This window comes from Tsukamurella hominis (assembly GCF_965137015.1).
GTDB lineage: Bacteria > Actinomycetota > Actinomycetes > Mycobacteriales > Mycobacteriaceae > Tsukamurella > Tsukamurella hominis.
Genome location: NZ_CBCRZG010000004.1, coordinates 208,718 through 227,195 on the forward strand (window position 1 = coordinate 208,718; position 18,478 = coordinate 227,195).

At 69.6% G+C, this 18,478-nt stretch carries 17 protein-coding genes and 1 tRNA gene; 13 read left to right on the forward strand and 5 right to left on the reverse strand.

Going from position 1 to position 18,478, the window contains the following annotated elements; all coding sequences use genetic code 11:
• Window positions 1-79: 79 nt before the first annotated feature.
• The 6 genes from ACM9LD_RS07740 to ACM9LD_RS07765 all read left to right on the forward strand — a co-directional run bounded on the left by ACM9LD_RS07740 (window position 80) and on the right by ACM9LD_RS07765 (window position 6,392).
• On the forward strand, window positions 80-973 hold the full coding sequence (locus tag ACM9LD_RS07740; protein WP_415676146.1) for a serine/threonine-protein kinase: 894 nt from the start codon (window positions 80-82) through the stop codon (window positions 971-973).
• A gap of 59 nt (window positions 974-1,032) precedes the next feature.
• The gene (locus ACM9LD_RS07745; RefSeq protein WP_415676147.1) at window positions 1,033-2,514 is read left to right on the forward strand and encodes an amino acid permease; all 1,482 of its coding nucleotides are present in this window, start codon (window positions 1,033-1,035) and stop codon (window positions 2,512-2,514) included.
• A 187-nt stretch (window positions 2,515-2,701) separates the two neighbouring features.
• Complete coding sequence (locus ACM9LD_RS07750; protein WP_415676148.1) at window positions 2,702-3,826, forward strand: MspA family porin; 1,125 nt, start codon at window positions 2,702-2,704, stop codon at window positions 3,824-3,826.
• Window positions 3,827-3,856: 30 nt separating this feature from the next.
• Window positions 3,857-4,078 (forward strand): hypothetical protein, encoded by a 222-nt coding sequence (locus ACM9LD_RS07755; RefSeq protein WP_415676149.1) that lies wholly within the window; start codon window positions 3,857-3,859, stop codon window positions 4,076-4,078.
• The gene (locus ACM9LD_RS07760) at window positions 4,075-4,521 is read left to right on the forward strand and encodes a hypothetical protein (protein WP_415676150.1); all 447 of its coding nucleotides are present in this window, start codon (window positions 4,075-4,077) and stop codon (window positions 4,519-4,521) included. The genes ACM9LD_RS07755 and ACM9LD_RS07760 overlap by 4 nt, the downstream gene beginning before the upstream one ends.
• Window positions 4,522-4,757: 236 nt before the next feature.
• Window positions 4,758-6,392 (forward strand): polymorphic toxin type 44 domain-containing protein, encoded by a 1,635-nt coding sequence (locus tag ACM9LD_RS07765; protein WP_415676151.1) that lies wholly within the window; start codon window positions 4,758-4,760, stop codon window positions 6,390-6,392.
• A 900-nt stretch (window positions 6,393-7,292) separates the two neighbouring features.
• Here the strand turns inward: ACM9LD_RS07765 and ACM9LD_RS07770 are convergent.
• From ACM9LD_RS07770 to ACM9LD_RS07780, 3 genes are all read right to left on the reverse strand, one after another.
• Window positions 7,293-7,377, reverse strand: a tRNA-Ser gene (locus ACM9LD_RS07770).
• Window positions 7,378-7,417: 40 nt separating this feature from the next.
• Window positions 7,418-8,593 carry a thiolase family protein gene (locus ACM9LD_RS07775; RefSeq protein ID WP_415676152.1) on the reverse strand — a complete coding sequence of 392 codons (1,176 nt, stop codon included), beginning with the start codon at window positions 8,591-8,593 and terminating at the stop codon, window positions 7,418-7,420.
• Window positions 8,594-8,629: 36 nt separating this feature from the next.
• Entirely contained in the window at window positions 8,630-9,388 is a 759-nt protein-coding gene (locus ACM9LD_RS07780; protein ID WP_415676153.1) for a 3-hydroxyacyl-CoA dehydrogenase, read from the reverse strand.
• Between the two features lie 151 nt (window positions 9,389-9,539).
• On the opposite strand from ACM9LD_RS07780, the gene ACM9LD_RS07785 reads away from it, so the two are divergent.
• Complete coding sequence (locus ACM9LD_RS07785) at window positions 9,540-10,505, forward strand: NAD(P)H-quinone oxidoreductase (RefSeq protein WP_415676154.1); 966 nt, start codon at window positions 9,540-9,542, stop codon at window positions 10,503-10,505.
• Complete coding sequence (locus ACM9LD_RS07790) at window positions 10,502-11,491, forward strand: hypothetical protein (protein WP_415676155.1); 990 nt, start codon at window positions 10,502-10,504, stop codon at window positions 11,489-11,491. The genes ACM9LD_RS07785 and ACM9LD_RS07790 overlap by 4 nt, the downstream gene beginning before the upstream one ends.
• Before the next feature lie 6 nt (window positions 11,492-11,497).
• Here the strand turns inward: ACM9LD_RS07790 and ACM9LD_RS07795 are convergent, their stop codons facing one another.
• Window positions 11,498-12,139 carry a LysE family translocator gene (locus ACM9LD_RS07795; protein ID WP_415676156.1) on the reverse strand — a complete coding sequence of 214 codons (642 nt, stop codon included), beginning with the start codon at window positions 12,137-12,139 and terminating at the stop codon, window positions 11,498-11,500.
• Window positions 12,140-12,142: 3 nt separating this feature from the next.
• Window positions 12,143-13,399: a cysteine desulfurase-like protein gene (locus tag ACM9LD_RS07800; RefSeq protein WP_225536115.1), complete on the reverse strand. Its 1,257-nt coding sequence runs from the start codon at window positions 13,397-13,399 to the stop codon at window positions 12,143-12,145.
• Window positions 13,400-13,469: 70 nt separating this feature from the next.
• On the opposite strand from ACM9LD_RS07800, the gene ACM9LD_RS07805 reads away from it, so the two are divergent.
• From ACM9LD_RS07805 to ACM9LD_RS07825, 5 genes are all read left to right on the forward strand, one after another.
• Window positions 13,470-13,979 carry a bacterial proteasome activator family protein gene (locus ACM9LD_RS07805; RefSeq protein ID WP_415676157.1) on the forward strand — a complete coding sequence of 170 codons (510 nt, stop codon included), beginning with the start codon at window positions 13,470-13,472 and terminating at the stop codon, window positions 13,977-13,979.
• A gap of 102 nt (window positions 13,980-14,081) precedes the next feature.
• Window positions 14,082-14,939: a galactan export ABC transporter permease subunit Wzm/RfbD gene (gene wzm / locus ACM9LD_RS07810; protein WP_415676158.1), complete on the forward strand. Its 858-nt coding sequence runs from the start codon at window positions 14,082-14,084 to the stop codon at window positions 14,937-14,939.
• A gap of 1 nt (window position 14,940) precedes the next feature.
• On the forward strand, window positions 14,941-15,735 hold the full coding sequence (gene wzt, locus ACM9LD_RS07815) for a galactan export ABC transporter ATP-binding subunit Wzt/RfbE (protein ID WP_415676159.1): 795 nt from the start codon (window positions 14,941-14,943) through the stop codon (window positions 15,733-15,735).
• Complete coding sequence (gene glfT1, locus ACM9LD_RS07820; protein ID WP_415676160.1) at window positions 15,728-16,675, forward strand: galactofuranosyltransferase GlfT1; 948 nt, start codon at window positions 15,728-15,730, stop codon at window positions 16,673-16,675. Before wzt ends, glfT1 begins: the two co-directional genes overlap by 8 nt.
• A gap of 70 nt (window positions 16,676-16,745) precedes the next feature.
• Window positions 16,746-18,380 carry an acyl-CoA synthetase gene (locus ACM9LD_RS07825; protein WP_415676161.1) on the forward strand — a complete coding sequence of 545 codons (1,635 nt, stop codon included), beginning with the start codon at window positions 16,746-16,748 and terminating at the stop codon, window positions 18,378-18,380.
• Window positions 18,381-18,478 lie beyond the last annotated feature (98 nt).

Genomic DNA, 18,478 nt, shown 5'->3' on the forward strand with positions numbered 1-18,478 from the left:
CGACGCTGGAGCCCTGTGCCGCGCTCCACCTCGGGTCGAATCACGAAGACTGCATGGCTGCCAGGACGCGGTGAACCACATGCCCGAGATCGGAGATTCTGTCGCCGGGTACATCATTCTCGGGCACCTCGGCCGTGGCGGTACCGCGGACGTGTTCCTCGCGCGGAGACAGGGCGAGCAAGGCGTCGCGCTGAAGGTGGCTCGTCGGGCGGCCATTGACAAGAGAATCGATCAGCGGTTCCAGCGGGAGTTCGCTACCACGCGAAGCATCCACAACCCGAACGTCATCACAGCCATCGATTTCGGCGGGGCTCCCGTCATGCGCGAGGGCCGCGTCGTCGACACCGCACGCCCGTGGATCGCCCTGCAGTACGTGGACGGACGCCCAGCCTCCAGCCTCGTGCCACGCGGCGCCGTCGAGCCGGACCTCGCGGTCGTCCTTCCCGTCCTGGTCGATATCGGCCGCACGCTCGACGACAGTCATCGAGCCGGGGTCCTACATCGGGATGTCAAGCCCGGCAACATCCTCGTCGAAGAACGTGCCGGACACAGCGCCCGCGGGTACCTGTCCGACTTCGGTACAGCACAGGCTCTGGTGCCGCCGACGACGGTCCCCTACGACGGCGATCTGCTCCTCTCGGTCCCCTATGCCGCGCCCGAACTGTTGCGAGCGCAGGATCTGTGGCCGCAGACCGACGGATACGCCTTCGCAGCCACCGCGTTCGAGCTCCTCACCGGGCAGCCGCCCTTCGTTCGCAGCACCGACCTCGCCATCAGGTACGCACAGCTCCACGATCCCGTGCCGCCGCCGGACTCCCTCCGACGGTGGCTCCCCTCCAGTCTCACGTCGGTGTTCCGCAAGGCGCTGGCCAAGCGGCCCGAGGACCGATACGCCACGTGCTCGCGACTCGCGGAGATCCTCTACCGCGCCCTCCATGATGTGCAGCCGCCACCGTCGCGCGGCGGTAAGTAGCGCGGCCGTAACAGAAACAACACCGTTCTCGTCACGAGCCGCACCTACCGTTCCCGGGCATGACGTCACAAACGGATTACGACAACTCCGTCCTCGCACACGAGGAGGAGGGGTATCACAAGACCCTGAAACCGCGGCAGATCCAGATGATCGCGATCGGCGGCGCGATCGGAACGGGGCTGTTCATGGGCGCCGGCAGCCGACTTCACGATGCCGGCCCCGGCCTGTTCCTCGTCTACGCGGTGTGCGGCCTCGTGGTCTTCTTCATCCTCCGCGCCCTCGGCGAGCTGGTGCTGCATCGTCCGTCCTCGGGATCGTTCGTCTCGTACGCGCGTGAATTCTTCGGGGAGAAGACGGCGTTCGTCACCGGGTGGCTGTACTTCTTCAACTGGGCGGCGACGGCGATCGTCGACGTGACCGCGATCGCCCTGTACGTCCACTATTGGGGCGCCTTCGAGGCGATACCCCAGTGGACGATCGCCCTGATCGCGTTGGCGATCGTCATGGCCATGAACATCATCTCCGTCAAGCTCTTCGGCGAGATGGAGTTCTGGGCGGCGATCATCAAGGTCGTCGCACTGGTCGGATTCCTCGTCGTCGGCATCGTCATCCTCGCCTCGCGCATGAAGGTCGACGGACACACGACCGGCCCCTCGCTCATCGCCGACAACGGAGGCCTGCTCCCGGTCGGCGCCCTGCCGCTGATCATCGTCGTCTCGGGCGTCGTCTTCGCCTACGCCGCAGTCGAGCTCGTCGGCATCGCGGCGGGCGAGACCGCCGAGCCCGCCAAAGTCATGCCGCGCGCCATCAACTCCGTGATCGTGCGCATCGCCGTCTTCTACGTGGGCTCGCTCATCCTGCTCGCACTGCTCGTGCCGTACACCGAATTCGCCAAGGGCACCAGCCCGTTCGTCACCTTCTTTTCCAAGATCGGCGTCCCGTACGCCGGCGACGTCATGAACCTCGTCGTTCTCACCGCAGCTCTGTCCAGCCTCAACGCAGGCCTGTACTCCACGGGTCGAATCCTGCGATCGATGGCACTCAACGGCAGCGGCCCGGCGTTCACCGGCACGATGAACCGCAACGGCGTTCCCTTCGGCGGCATCGCCCTCACCGGTGCGCTCACCCTGCTCGGCGTGGTGCTCAACATGTTCGTCCCGGAGGAGGCCTTCAACATCGCGCTCGACCTCTCCGCGCTGGGCATCATCTCGACGTGGGCGATGATCCTGCTGTGCCAGATCCAGCTGCACCGATGGGCCGACAAGGGCATCGTCACTCGGCCGGCGTTCCGACAGCTCCTGTCTCCGTGGAGCAGCTACGCATCCCTCGTCTTCCTCGCGGCTGTCATCGTCCTCATGTGTTACGAGAACATCTGGAACCTGTACGCGATCATCGCCCTGGTGCCGATGCTCATCGGTGGCTGGTACGCGGTGCGCGGCAAGGTGATGGCCGTAGCGGCCGAGCGCGTGGGCTACACCGGCCGATACCCCGTACTCCCCGAGCCGCCCATCCCGACCGACCACGGTCGCGACGCCGAGTGAGCGTGCGGAGTTCCGCCGCCCGGCCCCCGCGCTCGAAGTTCACGATATCGATGACCATATGTGTCGATTAGATAACAACCGTTAGCCGGACTTCCCAAAAGTCTCCACCTCTGCTTGAGTGTTACGAGAGTTACGTATGTGACTATCGTAAATCCTGTAGAGATGGGGAAACATGAGGAGTGCTGGCATGAAGAGTGCCGGGCGGCGGGGGAGCCTCGAGCAGCGGCGCCGGGATCGCGCGATCCGGAAGCAGTTGTGGCGGACGGGCGCGGTCGGCGTCGTCGGGGCGACGGTGCTCGCGGGTGGCGTCGTCGGGGCGGCACCGCCGGCTGCGGACAAGGCGCCGCGGCCCGGTGCCATCCGGACGGGGTTGTTCGCCGACACCTCCCGCGCACTGGAGACCCGCGAGGGGTACGTGATCCGGGCGTGGAAATACGGCGAGGAGCTGCGGTCGATCATGCCGCTCGGTCGTGCCTTGAACACGTATGAGGCGATCGTCTCGATCGCCGGTGAGGGGCTGATCGAGTTCAAGGATCCGAAGCACAAGCCGAAGGTGCCGATCCGGAGTGCGTCGATCACGGTGGGTCTGACCTTGGCGTGCGCGGCCACCCCGCAGAATCTGCAGATCGGCGGCACCCTGTCGAACGCGGTGAACGCCTCGGTGACGCCGTCACTGTCCGGCACTGTCGGTGCCACCGCGGGCGGCCAGGGCGGTTCGAGCGGCGGGCAGGGCAGCGGCTCGGTGAACGGGTCCATCACGCCCGGCATCTCGGGAACACTCGGCGACACGATCACCACGTCGGGCACCATGACCGGCACCATCGCTCCGGGCACGTCGAAGGACTTCCCGATCGCCAAGAAGAGCCTCGCCGGGCAGTCCGGGTACGTGGTGACCAAGGAGACGCGGATCGCGATGGACTCGTGCCTCGGCGGAGCGCAGGTCCGCGCGTACGCCACCGCGACGCTGTCGACCGATCAGGGCGACTCCGCGATCACCACGTACGGCAAGCCGCTGTTCATCGAGCGCGACAACCCCGGTCCGGCGAAGAACCCGCCGAAGATCACCGAGGACCCGAAGCCGGCACCGGCGCCCGCCGTCGCGGGAACCACGATCGCCGCTGCGAAGACCACCGAGCCGGTCAAGCCCGCCCCGAAGCCCGCAGCGCCGGCCGTGAAGCCCGCGGGTGTGGCGCCGAAGCCGGTCGCCGTGTCCCCGTCGAAGCCCGCACAGGCGCCGTCGTCGGCCGCCGTACCGCCGGCGAAGCCCGCACCGGTAAAGCCCGCCGCTGAGCAGCTGGTGCAGGTCCGGTGACCGCGCACCGTCAGGCAGGGGAGCGGACGGATGGCTGAACAGGGACGCGGGAGCGTGCTCAAGGATGCGCTGGGTTTCGCCGCCGGTGCCGTGTTGATCGTGTGCTGCGCGGTGACGCTGCCTCAGCTTCCGAAGGCCGCCGAGGCGATCGGCCCCTGGCCGGTATGGGGCGGGTTCTTCGTCATCACGATGGTGGCGGGCTGGCTGTTCTGGTCGAACATTCAGAACCTCTACGACCACCTGAAGCGATGACCGGCCCCGGCGAACTGAACCTCGCCCAGACGCTGCAGCGAGCGTTCATCGAGGCCGGCGAGCCGAGCATCAGCTCGGTCGCAGCCGGGTCGGGCGTCTCACGCCAGCGGCTCTCCGACTGGCGCTCCGGCAAGCACGTACCGAGCCGGTTCGATGACGTCGAACCCGTCATCGCCTACATCCGACTCGTCGCCGACGCGACCGGATCCGTCGCAGTGAACGGCGACCGAGTCACCGGATGGACCGACGAGAACTGGCAGCAGGCGTGGAAGCGCTCGACCTCGGTTGCGTCTTCCACTGCGTCCCGCGCGTTGCCGCAAGCGGTGCTGTCGACCGAGAAGGTGGATCGACGACCCATGGCGATCGTCGTCGTCAGCCTGCTCGTTTTCCTCGTCGCGGCCCTCGCGGTAGCGGCCTTCCTCGCCAGCTGGGCGTACCGATAGGTGCGCCGGACCGCCGGTCCGGTGCGATCCGGCGACCTTCGGCAACAACCGGCGGAGATCACGGTTCAGTAACGAAAACTCCTCTGACCAGCTCTGATTCGCTGCGGGATCCCGCCGGACATGGCCGGATCGTTGAACCGGCAGACGAGGCCGTGCTCTGGTGAATCCATCAACCGCCGATCGTGAATACACCGGCCGCGCGGCACCCCCCCTTCTCCGCACGAATCGAGGCACACGTGGCATCCCCCTCCGACCCACCCACTCTCCGCGCCGGCGACACGGAGCAGTTCCCCGTCACGCGCGTCAGCACCGCCGCGGCGACCGATACCGACGACGTGCCGTCGACCGGTGGGCCCGCGCACGCCGTCACTGCTGGCACTCCGGGGATCAGCCGCGGCGGCTGGTGGGCCATCACGATCGCGGCCGCGGTCTTGTTGGTTCTCGGGTTCTTGCTGACCTTCGGCCCGGCCCGCTACTGGACTCCCGTGCCGGTGGTCTTCCTCGGCTACTTCCTCATCTCCGGCCTCATCGGCCTGGTGTTCTGGAAGGGCGTCCGCGAACTCCGGGACACGAACCCGACCCTGCACTCCGGCGACGGGCCCGCCTCGCCCGACGCCAGGGTCGCCGCCGCGATCGGTGCGGTCGGCGTCGCCTCCGCACTCGTGCTTCTCCCGGCCGGACTCACCGATGCGCCCGCCAACGCAGCGCCCTGCCCGGACGGCAGCAACACCTGCGGGCCGCAGCCGACCATGGGCCCGCAGCCCACCCAGGGCAACGGCGGCAACACCACCGCCCCACAGGCACCGAACACGACCGTGCCTGGCTACACCCCACCGGACACGCCTCCGCAGCAGGGCAGCGGCAGCACCCCGACCGCGCAGGGGCAGGTCCCGACCATGCCCACCGGCGAGAGCCCGTCGAACGGCTGCATCCTCAACTGCGGCCCCACCCAGGCCCCGCAGACCGGGCAGGCGAACCCGCCGCAGACTGCGCAGAACCCGGTCACCACGGCGCCGAACACGCCCGCGACCACCCCTCAGGCGCCGACCACGACGCCGCAGCTGCGCACCCCGACACCGGAGACCACCACCTCGACGACCTCGAGCAAGGCCCGCGACCGCGAGGACGACCAGCAGCGCAGCAGCGATGAGGACCGCGACAAGAACTCGCCGTACCCGTACCAGGCCGCCGAGCTCGCAGCCGTGGCCGGCACGTACCGACGGCGGAAGATCTCGGAGTCCGCCGTGCGCAGTGGGCGAGTTGTATCAGAGAACGTGACGCGGTCCCTGTACTCGAACGGGACAGTCGTTTCCGGCCCCGTCCGCGGTATCCCAATCGATACGCCGCACACGGACTGGATCCGAGCGGCGGAGTTCATCACCCAAAAGATGAAGGAGAATGCACTCGGAAACGACGTTCGACTGCAGAAGCTCGGCCTTCGCTCCGCTTCCCCGATCGCAATGGCCGCCTCAGGGTTGCGCTTTGCCCGACTGAATCTCTCCCATGCGCAGTGGGACTATAAGGACGTGCTGAATCCGATGTTCGGAGGGTCACGCGACGTTACCGCGTTCCTCGTCTATCCTGAAGACCCCAAGTGGCGAGTCGCCGCTGACATCTGGACGAACATTCACTTCGGCTACATCGGCCGCCAAATCGGGTATCCCGAGGAGGTTCTTATCGCAGCATCGCACGCGGCGGGCGACCCAGACCCTAACGACGACCTTGCGGTTCGAATCGGGTACAGGTGGGGAGGCATCGACCCCGAAACGCTATCTGTTGACGACACCCTGCGGATGGCCGGGGAGGTGTCGCAGGCGCTTATCGCGAAGGAGGCTGGCGGCAACGACATCTTCCAAGTGAGGCCCGCGTGAGGGGTGACTGGCCGTGTTTCTAATCGCATCCACCGCATTCTGCGCAATCATGTTTCGCTACCCGAACGTCTGTGACGACACAAACCCAGGTTACGGCTTCGCGTACCTGGCCAGGATATTCCTGGCCCTGGTGCTATCCGCGATCTTCGAGCCAATTCTAATCTCCGCCGCGGTATTTCTCCGACGTCGGGCTGGAACTGCTCTCGCAGTCGTCACGTACGTGTGGAGTTCGATCGTCGCAACTGCAGTGACGATCGTTCCGATCGGCCTATGGCTGAGCGGGGCATGTCCTTCTGTACGGCAGGACTCAATCGCGCCATACTGGCCTTGTGCTATTGCATTCCTCGCGGTTGGAACGATCCTGCTCGTAGCGACAGTAGTCGCAAAGGTCAGGCGGCCGCAGTCGCGGCTGGGACCACGCGATGCGCGCTGAGCGAGAGGGAGAACGTATAGAGTCTTCTAACGGGGAAAGCGGAACTGACGTGGTCCTTATCTGCGGTACGGTCTCCACCTATGTGCTGCACCCCGAGGTGGCCCTCATAGCGGTGCCCTGGCTCGGATTCGGCGCACTCTACGGATCGATTCTCTACGGCCGCGAGGGCGCCCACACGACGCACCTGCCGCCAGCGCTGAGGTGCAGCGTCCCGCTACTATCGACCTCGCCGTAGGCGACGTCGGCGTACACCACGGGCGTGCCGCCGTCCGCCGGGTACGCGTCTCAACACGGGTGACATAGTCGGGTCTTCTCGCGATGGCTCGGCACTTCATCTCAAGCAGGAGGGAGAGCCGAGCCGCTCTGGCCGACACGCCGATAGGTCATCGCCCCGACGAATGGCTCAATCTGGGTCAACGGGCGATTCCCGGACCACAGTCGTGATCCTGGAAACCGCCCCTGACCTGCGGAAGCGGAGGGATTTGAACCCCCGGTGGTTTCACCCACGCTCGCTTTCAAGGCGAGTGCATTCGGCCGCTCTGCCACGCTTCCCTAGCGCCGTACGATACCGGACCCACCAGGGGCTCACCGCTCAGAGACGCTCGATGATGGTGCCGTTCGCCATGCCGTTGCCCTCGCACATCGTCTGCAGGCCGTAGCGGCCGCCGGTCTGCTCGAGGTGGTTGACCAGCGTCGCCAACAGGCGAGTGCCCGACGCACCGAGCGGGTGGCCCAGCGCGATGGCGCCGCCGCGCGGGTTCAGGCGGGCGGGGTCGACGTCGAACTCGGCGGCCCAGGCCATGGGCACCGAGGCGAAGGCCTCGTTGACCTCGAAGGCGTCGATGTCGTCGGCGCGCAGGCCGGCGCGGGCGAGCACCTTGTGCGTCGCGGGGATCGGGCCGCTGAGCATCACCTCGGGATCGGAGCCGACCACCGAGAAGGCGTGGAACCGCGCCCGCGGGGTCAGGCCCAGGGCCTCGGCCTTCTCGGCGCTCATGATCAGCGCGGCGGAGGCGCCGTCGGTCAGCGGCGACGAGTTGCCCGGCGTGATCGACCAGTCGATCTCGGGATACCGCTCCGCGAAGCGGGGATCGGCGAACGCGGGCTTGAGACCGCCCAGCCCCTCCGCGGTCGTCGAGCCGCGCACGGTCTCGTCGACGGCATGCACTCCACCGTCCGGAAGCGCGACGGGCACGATCTCCCGGTCGAAGCCGCCGGCGGCCTGTGTCGCCGCGGCCCGACGGTGCGATTCGGCGGCGAACGCGTCGAGGGCCTCGCGGTCGAACTTGCCTCGCGCGGCGAGCAACTCGGCGCCGATGCCCTGGTGCGGCAGGCTCGGGAAGCGGGCGGCGAGCGGCGCGAAGGGCGCGCCCCCGGTGGGGCTGGTGCCCATGGGCACGCGGCTCATGGACTCGACGCCGCCGGCGATCACCACGTCGTACGCGCCGGCGATCACGCCCTGCGCCGCGAAATGCGCTGCCTGCTGCGACGATCCGCACTGGCGATCGATCGTGGTGCCGGGCACCTCGATCGGGAGCCCGGCGGTGAGCGCGGCGACGCGCGCGATGTTGAGCGCCTGATCCCCCACCTGCTGGACGCACCCGCCGATGACGTCCTCGACGAGGGCGGGATCGAGGTCGTTGCGCTCGATGAGGGCGGAGATGACGCCCGCGAACAGGTCGACGGGGTGGACGGGGTGCAGGGCGCCGCCGGGCTTGCCCTTGCCGGACGGGGTGCGGACGATGTCGACGATGACGGCGTCGGTCATGGCAGAGTTTCCTTCGATCTCAGATGACTAGGGGGTTCAGCGCGGGGCCATGCGGATGGCGCCGTCGAGGCGGATGGTCTCGCCGTTGAGCATCGGGTTGCCGACGATGGCGGCGACGAGGTCGGCGTACTCCGACGGGTCGCCGAGCCGCGCGGGGTGCGGCACCTGCGCGCCGAGGGAGGCGCGGGCCTCCTCGGGCAGCGTGCCGAGCAGCGGCGTGAGGAACAGGCCCGGCGCGATGGTGACGACGCGGATCGCGAGCGACGCGAGATCGCGGGCGATCGGCAACGTCATGCCCACGACGCCGCCCTTCGACGCCGAGTACGCGGCTTGGCCGATCTGGCCGTCGAAGGCCGCGACGGACGCGGTGTTCACGATGATGCCGCGCTCCTCGCCGTCGAGCGCGTTCTCGGCGATCGCGGTGGCGGCCAGCCGGATCACGTTGAACGTGCCGATGAGGTTCACCGAGATCACCTTCGAGAAGGCGTCGAGCGGGAACGCGCCCTTCTTGCCCGTGGTCTTGATCGCGTTGCCGATGCCGGCGCAGTTCACGACGATCGCGAGGGTGCCCTGGTCGTTGGCGAGGTCGACGGCGGCCTGCACCGCGGCCTCGTCGGTCACGTCCGCGGGGGCGAAGCGCACGGCGTCACCGAGGGCGGCGAGCGCCGAGGTGTCGGCGCTCGGCAGGTCGATCGCGACGACGCGGGCCCCGCCGGCGACGAGGCGGGTCACCGTCGCCAGACCCAGGCCGGAGGCGCCGCCCGTGACGAGTGCGGTCTTGTTCTTCAGGTCCATCACGGTCTCCTCGCCGTCGCGCCACCGTTCCAAGTGACAGAATGTTCATTCACTTCTAACACATGGCGGCCCTCGCTACCGCATTCCCGCGAAGCCGGGACCCACACCACAGCCCGCGCGACGGCCGCGCCCGGTGTGCTACCCATGAACCATGAGGGCCATCGACGTCGACGAAACCACGCAGGACCTGCGGCTCATCGACCTCCCGATCCCCGAACCCGGCCCCGGCGAGGTGCGGATCGCCGTCGCGGCGACGGCGGTCAACCGGGCCGACCTGATGCAACGCCGCGGCCTCTACCCGCCGCCGCCCGGGGCCAGCCCGATCCTGGGCCTCGAGGTCTCGGGCACCGTCGACGCCGTCGGCCCGGAGGTCGAGGGGCTCGCCGTCGGCGACGAGGTGTGCGCTCTCCTGTCCGGCGGCGGCTACGCCGAGTACGCGATCGCGCCCGCCACCCAGTGCCTGCCCGTCCCCGCCGGCGTCACCCTCGTCGACGCCGCGGCGCTCCCCGAGGTCGCCTGCACCGTCCACTCCAACCTCATCACCGAGGCCGACCTGCGGGCCGGCGAGACGCTCCTGCTCCACGGCGGCGGCAGCGGCATCGGCACGCACGCCATCCAACTCGGCAAGGCCCTCGGGGCGACGGTGGCCGTCACCGTCGGCTCGGAGTTCAAGGCGCAGCGCTGCCGCGAGCTGGGCGCCGACATCGTGATCGACTACCACGACGAGGATTTCGCGGAGATCCTGCGCGACCGGGCCGACGTGATCCTCGACATCATGGGCGCGAAGTACCTGCCCCGCAACGTGAGCGCCCTCGCCCCGCACGGCCGGCTCGTGATCATCGGCCTGCAGGGCGGCGTGAAGGGCGAGCTGAACATCGGTGCGCTGCTGGGCAAGCGGGGCCGGGTCAGCGCCACGAACCTCCGGGGCCGCCCCGCGACCGGACCGCACAGCAAGGCCGAGGTCGTGGCCGCGGTCCGGGCACAGGTCTGGCCGCTCATCGCCGACGGTGCCGTGCGCCCCGTCGTCTCCGCGCGGCTCCCGCTCGCCGACGCGGCCGCCGCCCACGACCTCCTGGACTCCCCCGAGTCCGTCGGAAAGGTGCTCCTGACCCCATGATCGACGACCTCGCCGCCCGCCTTCTCGAGGCGCAGATCGCCTTCGCGCGCAAGCAGCTCCGCGATACCGCCTATCACTCGCTGGTCATCGACGAGGTGGACCACGCGCTCGCCGTCGCCTCCGAGCTGACCCTCGCGGAGGCGGTGACGCCCGACATGATCAAGGCCGTCGCCGCGAAGTACGCCGTGCAGGTCCCGGTCGAGGGCGCCATCCCCGAGCTCGTCGGGGAGATCGCCGGCCGCCTGTACCGGCACACCGTCAACGACACCACGCGGCTCGACGAGGTCATCGACAGCCACAGCTTCGAGCAGTTGCTGAGCACCGTCACGGAGATGGACCTCACCGGGCGGATCCTGCAGGCACTGTCCGAGAGCCCCGTCACCGAGGACGCCGTGGCCTCGGTCCTCCACGCCGCCGCCTCCTCCGCGGCCGACGACGCGAACCGCGCCCTCGCCCGGAACGCGGTGACCCGCACCGTCGCCGGCGCCGCAGCCCGCGCCCTCCGGCCGGCGCTCCCGACGCTCGGCCAGCGCGCCGACGCCGCCGCCCGGCACGGGGTGCGCTTCGCCCTGCGCCGGGTCGCCGCCGAGGGCGACGAGACCCTCGCCGAGGCCGTCCGCGACTTCTGGCGCCAGCACCGCGAGAGCGCCGTCGCCGAGTACCGCGGGGTGCTCACCGACGGCGACGTCGAGGACGTGGTGGTGCTGATCTTCGAGTTCTGGCGCACCTTCCGCGACACCGACTACTTCCGCGCGCTGCTCGACGAGGGCATCGACCACGTCTTCGACAAGTACGGCGACGCCTCGCTGTACGAGCTGCTCGCCGAGCTGGGCGTGGGCCGTGAGGACATGATCGAGGAGGCGCTGCGCTTCGGCCCGCCCGTGATCGCGACGCTCGACGAGCGCGGCGTCATCGAGGACCTGCTGCGCCGCCGGCTCACCCCGTTCTTCGAGTCCGAGGAGTACCGCGCCGCGATCGGCGACTGACCGGATCTACACGAACGCGGTCACCAGGATCACCACCGCGCACACCGCGACGATCGCCCCGCCCACGGCCGTGACGATCCGCCGCATCCGCGCGGTCGACCGCGCCCGCAGCACCGCGCCCAGGCCGATGAGCACCAGATTCCAGCCGAGCGAGGCGATCCCGACGCCGATCGCGAAGGCCGTCGCCACCGGCGGCCGGTGCAGCCCCTCCCCCAGTCCGACGGCGATGGCGCCGAAGTACACGAGCGGGAAGGGGTTGACCGCCGTCAGCCCGAAGAACATCGCGTACCGCGCCCACCCGGCACCATCATCGGTGGGTTCGGCACCGTCGGACTCCTCGGCGACGGGGCGGAAGGCCGTGCGCACCATGAGCGCAGCGACCACGAGCAGGAGGACGCCGCCGACGGCGGCCGGCCACCGCCCCCACTGCGCGACCAGCGGTGCCAGGACCGAGCCGGCGGCCAGCGCCAGCACGGCGAAGATCAGGTCGGCGGTGCCCACGCCCGCGGCGGCGGGGACGGCGCGCCGCCAGCCGCGGGACGCGCCCTCGTGGAGCAGCATCACACCGACGGCACCGAGCGGGAGGACCACCCCGAGGCCCGCGAGGATCCCCGCGCCGAAGGCAGCGGCCAGCGCCGCCGGTTCCACCGGCTAACCCAGGGAGGCGAGGGCGCGGACCAGCTGGTCCACGTCGTACGGGGTCGAATAGGGCGCGAGGCCGACGGTGACGGCACCCCCGTACTCGGGCACGCCCAGGCCGGCGAAGTATCGGCTGGGCACGTTCGACAGGGCGCACACGCCGTTGTCCGCGAGGCGCTTGGCGGCCTTGGCCGCCGGCACGCCCGGCATCGTGAACGAGACCGTGGGCACGCGGCGCTCGGCGCGGCCGATGATCGCCACCTGCGGCGCGGAGGCCAGGGAATTGAGCAAGTAGAACAGGAGCCGCTGCTGGTACTGGCGCAGGCCGAACATCGAGTGCTCCAGCCGATCCCGCCGCGTGCCGACCGACGACTCGTCGAGGCCCGCGAGATGATCGATCGAGGCGATGAGCCCTGCGAGCATGGCGTACTGGTGCTCGCCCAGCTCGAACCGCTCCGGGCCGGTGAGGGTGCGGTCGGGGTTCACCGCGCGCAGCCGGCCGAACAGCGACGGATCACGGAAGGCCATCGCGGCCACCTGCGGGCCGCCCCACCGGTTGGCGCTGACGAGCAGCACGTCGGCGCCGAGCCGCTCGATGTCGAGCAGCTCGTACGGCGCGGCGCTCGTCGCGTCCACCACGAGCAGCGCGCCCACCCGGTGCGCCGCCTGCGCCGCCGCGGCCACGTCGATGACGGTGCCGATCGTCGACGAGGCGTACGGGACCGCGATCACCGAGGTGCTGGGCCCGGCGAGCTCCTCGAACTGCCACGCCGGGACCTCACCGGTCTCGATATCTGCCTCGACCCACCGGACGCGCCCGCCGCCGCGATCCGCGACGCGGAGCCAGGGCGACTGGTTCGCGTCGTCGTCCAGTCGGCACAGCACGATCTCCGAGCCGAGCCCGAGGCGCGCGCTCAGCGATTCCGCGAGCGAGTTGAGCAGCTGCTCCCGGCTGGGCCCGAGCACCACGCCCTCGGGCTTGCCGCCCACCAGGTCCGCCACGGCGACGCGGGCGGCCTGCACGATCGAGCGGGTGTGGGCGGCCGCGGCGTAGACGCCGTAGGGATTGCTCACGAATCCGCGGAAGGCGTTCGCGACCGCCGAGGAGACCGCTCCCGGGATCTGCGCACCGGCCTGGGGATCGAAGTGGATCCACCCGTCTCCCAGGGCAGGATAAAGCCCCCGGACGCGGGCAACGTCGAATGCGGATACCGCAACCGCAGTCGATGCCCGGCCGGGTGCACCCTGGCCTTCTGAGAACGTGTTCACTGGGACGCAGGTTACACCGCCGCCCTGACTACACGGTGGTCCGCCCGCGGGGAGCTGCCAGAATGGTGGTATGAGCGATCGCAACGAGGTGGAGATCATTCCCGCAGGAGCGGACACCGGCGCAGCCGGGAGCGCGGACGAACCCGACAACGCCGCGGAGGAACTGCACGGCATGGTCGAGCAGCCCGCGAAGGTCATGCGGATCGGGACGATGATCAAGCAGCTCCTCGAGGAGGTGCGCGCCGCACCGCTCGACGAGGCCAGCCGCGCCCGGCTCAAGGACATCCACCGGACGTCGATCAAGGAGCTCGAGGACGGGCTCTCGCCCGACCTGCAGGCCGAGCTGGAACGCCTCGCGCTGCCCTTCACGGACGAGTCGACGCCGTCGGACGCGGAACTGCGGATCGCGCAGGCGCAGCTCGTCGGCTGGCTGGAGGGCCTGTTCCACGGCATCCAGACCGCCCTCTTCGCGCAGCAGATGGCGGCACGGGCCCAGCTCGAGCAGATGCGACAGGGCGCCCTTCCCCCGGCGATGACCCCGGGCCCGGAGTCGCAGACCGGTCACGGGCAGTACCTGTGACGGTGCCCCCCGCGGGCGTCGAGCGCACCGTCGGGGAGCGCCCCGGCCGCTCGCGCTCGACGTGCGCCGGGCGGACCGTCGGGACGGGTACCCTGGCCTACCGTGCCCGTCGATAGCCCCCACGCCGCCCAACCGGCGCCCCTCGTCTCGGACTCGCGCACCTTCTCGCGCGCGATCCGCGACCTGGTCGACGGCGCCACCGTGCATCGCGAGCTCTGGCTCGAACTGGGCTGGCAGGACATCAAGCAGCGCTACCGCAGGTCGGTGATCGGCCCGTTCTGGATCACGATCGCCACCGGCGTCACCGCCAGCGCGCTCGCGCTGCTGTGGTCGGTGCTGCTCGGCGCCGACGTGAAGACGCTGCTGCCGCAGCTCACCGTCGGCTTCGTACTATGGGCCTTCATCCAGAGCTCGATCATCGACGGCGCCGAGGTCTTCATCGCCAACGAGGGCCTGATCAAACAGCTACCCGCCCCACTGTCGGTGCACGTCTACCGACTGGTGTGGCGGCACATGCTCTTCCTCGCCCACAACATGATCATCGTGGTGGTCGTGCTGGCGATCTTCCCGCCGAAGCAGTGGTCGTGGACGCAGCTCAGCGTGATCCCCGCGTTCGCCATGCTGGCGATCACCGGCGTGTGGGTCTCGATGTTCTTCGGCATCCTCGCCACCCGGTTCCGCGACATCGCGCCGCTGCTCACCGCCCTGACGCAGCTGCTCTTCTACATCACCCCCGTGGTGTGGACCCTGGACACGGTGCCCGGCGGCAACAGCGAGCGCGCTCAGCTGGTGAAGCTGAACCCGCTGTACCACTACCTGGAGCTCGTCCGCGGGCCGCTCACCGGCAAGCCCTTCGATCCCCAGCACTGGTACGTGGTGATCGGATGCACGATCGTCGGCATGGCGCTGACCCTCGTGCTGATGAAGCAGTTCCGTTCCCGAGTCGCGTATTGGGTGTGAGATGAGCGTTTCCATTCGGACGCAGGACGCCTGCGTCGACTTCCCGGTGTTCGACGCGAAGTCCCGCTCGCTCAAGCGCGCGGTCATGGGCTCGGCGGGCGGCAAGGTGATGGCCGACGACAACGTGGTCGTCGTCGAGGCGCTGCGCAACATCACCATGAACCTCAACGAGGGCGACCGCGTGGGCCTGGTGGGCCACAACGGCGCCGGCAAGTCGACGCTGCTGCGGCTCCTCGCCGGGATCTACGAGCCCACCCGCGGCTCCGCGCTCGTGAAGGGCCGCGTGGCCCCCGTCTTCGACCTCGGCGTGGGCATGGACCCCGAGATCTCCGGCATGGAGAACATCATCATCCGCGGGCTGTTCCTGGGGCAGACCCGCAAGTCGATGCTGCGCAAGGCCGACGAGATCGCCGAGTTCACCGAGCTGGGCGACTACCTGTCGATGCCGCTGCGCACCTACTCCACCGGCATGCGCGTGCGCATCGCCCTGGGCGTGGTCACGTCGATCGACCCCGAGATCCTGCTGCTCGACGAGGGCATCGGCGCCGTCGACGCGGAGTTCATGCGCAAGGCCCGCAAGCGGCTCTCCGCGCTGGTGGAGCGCTCCGGCATCCTCGTCTTCGCCTCGCACTCGAACGAGTTCCTCGCGCAGCTCTGCGACCGGGCCATGTGGATCGACCACGGCGAGATCCGGCAGGAGGGCGGCATCGAGGAGGTCGTGACCGCCTACGAGGGCCTCGACGCCGGCGCCCAGGTGCGCAAGGTCCTCGACATGCTCGAGGCCGAGGATGACTGACGGGGCCGGGGAGGCGGGTCCCGACCGCGTGTCCGACGGTGCCGGCACCGTCGTCGCCGTCGTCGTCACGCACGACCGGGCGGGCCTGCTGGCGAAGTCCCTCGAGGTTCTCAGCTCGCAGGAGCGGCCCGTCGACCACCTGATCGTGGTCGACAACGCGGCCCAGGACGAGGTGCGTGCGCTGGTCGAGTCGCAGCCCGTCGACACCACGTACCTGCCCTCGCAGTTCAACCTGGGCGGCGCCGGCGGCTTCGCCCTCGGCATGCTGCACGCGCTCGCGCTGGGCGCCGACTGGATCTGGCTCGCCGACGACGACGGCCGTCCCGAGGGGCCACAGGTGCTCGGGACGCTGCTCGACTGCGCCGAGCGGCACGGGCTGGCGGAGGTCTCGCCGGTGGTCTCGACGATCGACGATCCCGAGACGCTGGCCTTCCCGCTGCGCCGCGGCCTCGTCTGGCGGCGCAAGCGCTCCGAGCTGATCGACCCGGAGGCACCGTCGGACGACGTGCTGCTGGGGATCGCCTCCCTGTTCAACGGCGCGCTGTTCCGCAAGGACACCGTCGCGGCGGTGGGCGTGCCGGACCTGCGGCTGTTCATCCGCGGCGACGAGGTGGAGGTGCACCGCCGGCTGGTGCGCTCGGGCCTGCCCTTCGGCACCTGCCTGACCACCGCCTACCTGCATCCCAACGGCGCCGACGAGTTCCGGCCGATCCTGGGCGGGCGCATGCACACCCAGTACCCGGACAACGAGACCAAGCGCTTCTTCACCTACCGCAACCGGGGCTACCTGCAGTCCCAGCCCGGGATGCGGAAGCTGATCCCGCAGGAGTGGGCGCGGTTCGGCTGGTTCTTCCTGGTGCAGCGGCGCGACGTCGCGGGCTTCCGCGAGTGGCTGCGCCTGCGCAAGCTGGGTCGCGACGAGCGGTTCACCCGGCCCTGATCCCGGTGGCGCACACCTCTTATTGAAGGGGGCTCAACAGAGCTCCCGCGGTGCCTCTATCATCGTCGTCATGGGAACGAGCCTGGTCTCCGATCTTCTTCCGCAGGGCCACGCCCTGCTGCGCATGCTCCAGCGCCGGGTCGTCGACCCGGCACGCCCCGACGTCGCGTTGCGCGCGCTCGGCTACAACCGGCAGTACGGCCCGCAGGCCGCGCTGGTGATCAAGGGCGCCGCGGAGAACCCCGACCGCATCGCGATCGTCGACGAGCGCGGCACCCTCACCTACGCGCAGTACGAGGCGCAGTCGAACGCGCTGGCCCGCGGCCTGCGCGCGTCCGGCCTCAAGTCCGGCGACGTGATCGCCGTTCTCGCCCGCGACCACCGCGGCCTGCTGCTCATCATCAGCGCCGCCGCCCGCGCGGGCATGCGCCTGGCCATGATGAACACCGGTTTCGCCAAGCCTCAGTTCGCCGAGGTCTGCGAGCGCGAGAAGGTGCAGGCGGTGTTCCACGACAGCGAGTTCACCTCCCTGCTCGACGCCCTGCCCGACGACATGCCGCAGTACCTGACCTGGGTCGACGAGGCCGACGACGTGCCCGCGGGCGCGAAGACCATAGACCAGCTGATCGCGGGCCGCGACGCCAAGCGCGTCCCGCCGCCCGAGAAGCAGGGCGGCTTCATCATCCTGACCTCGGGCACCACCGGCCTGCCCAAGGGCGCGACCCGCAGCAAGGTGCCCTCGCTGGCGACCGCGATGCTCGTGGACCGCATCCCCTTCCAGCGCCGCGGCACCGTCGTCATCGCCTCGCCGATCTTCCACTCCACGGGCTTCGCCATGTGGTCCGCCGGGATGTCGGTCGGCTGCACCACCGTGACGATGCGCCGGTTCGACCCGGAGAACACCCTCAAGCTGATCGCGGACAACCGCGCCGACATGCTGGTCGCGGTGCCCACGATGCTCACCCGCATGCTGAGCCTGCCCGCGGAGACGCTCGCGAAGTACGACACCAGCTGCCTGAAGTCCGTGGTCGTGGCCGGGTCCGCGGTCTCCCCCGAGCTCTCGGAGAAGTTCCAGGACGTCTTCGGCGACGTGCTCTACAACGTCTACGGCTCGACCGAGGTCGCCGTCGCCACCGTCGCGACGCCGCGCAACCTGCGCACCGCGCCCGGCACCGTCGGCAAGCCCCCGGTCCTGACGACGGTGCGCCTGTACGACGAGAACGACGCGCTCGTCGAGGGCGTCGGCAAGCGCGGCCGCGTCTTCGTGCGCGCCGGCGCGCCCTTCGAGGGCTACAGCGACGGCCGCACGAAGCAGATCATCGACGGCCACCTCTCGTCGGGCGACATGGGCCACTGGGACGAGCACGGCCTGCTGCACATCGACGGTCGCGACGACGACATGATCGTCTCCGGCGGCGAGAACGTCTACCCGCTCGAGGTGGAGAACCTGCTGGTCACCCGCGACGACGTGGTGGAGGCCGCGGTGATCGGCGTGCCCGATCCCGAGTTCGGCCAGCGGCTGCGCGCCTTCGTCGTGATCGAGGGCGGCGCGCCCTCCGACGAGGAAGCGCTCGTGAAGGACCTCAAGGAGTTCGTCCGCGGCAACCTGGCCCGGTTCAAGGTCCCGCGCGACGTGGTCTTCCTCGACACGCTGCCCCGCAACCCCACGGGCAAGATCGTCCGCCGGGAGCTCCCGAAGGACTGAAAATGTGCGGTCATCCGTCTCAAAGATCATGAGTACAGATGACCGGACATTCCCGGGCCGGAACCCCGTGGCCGCCTGATGCGTCCAATGAGTATGTG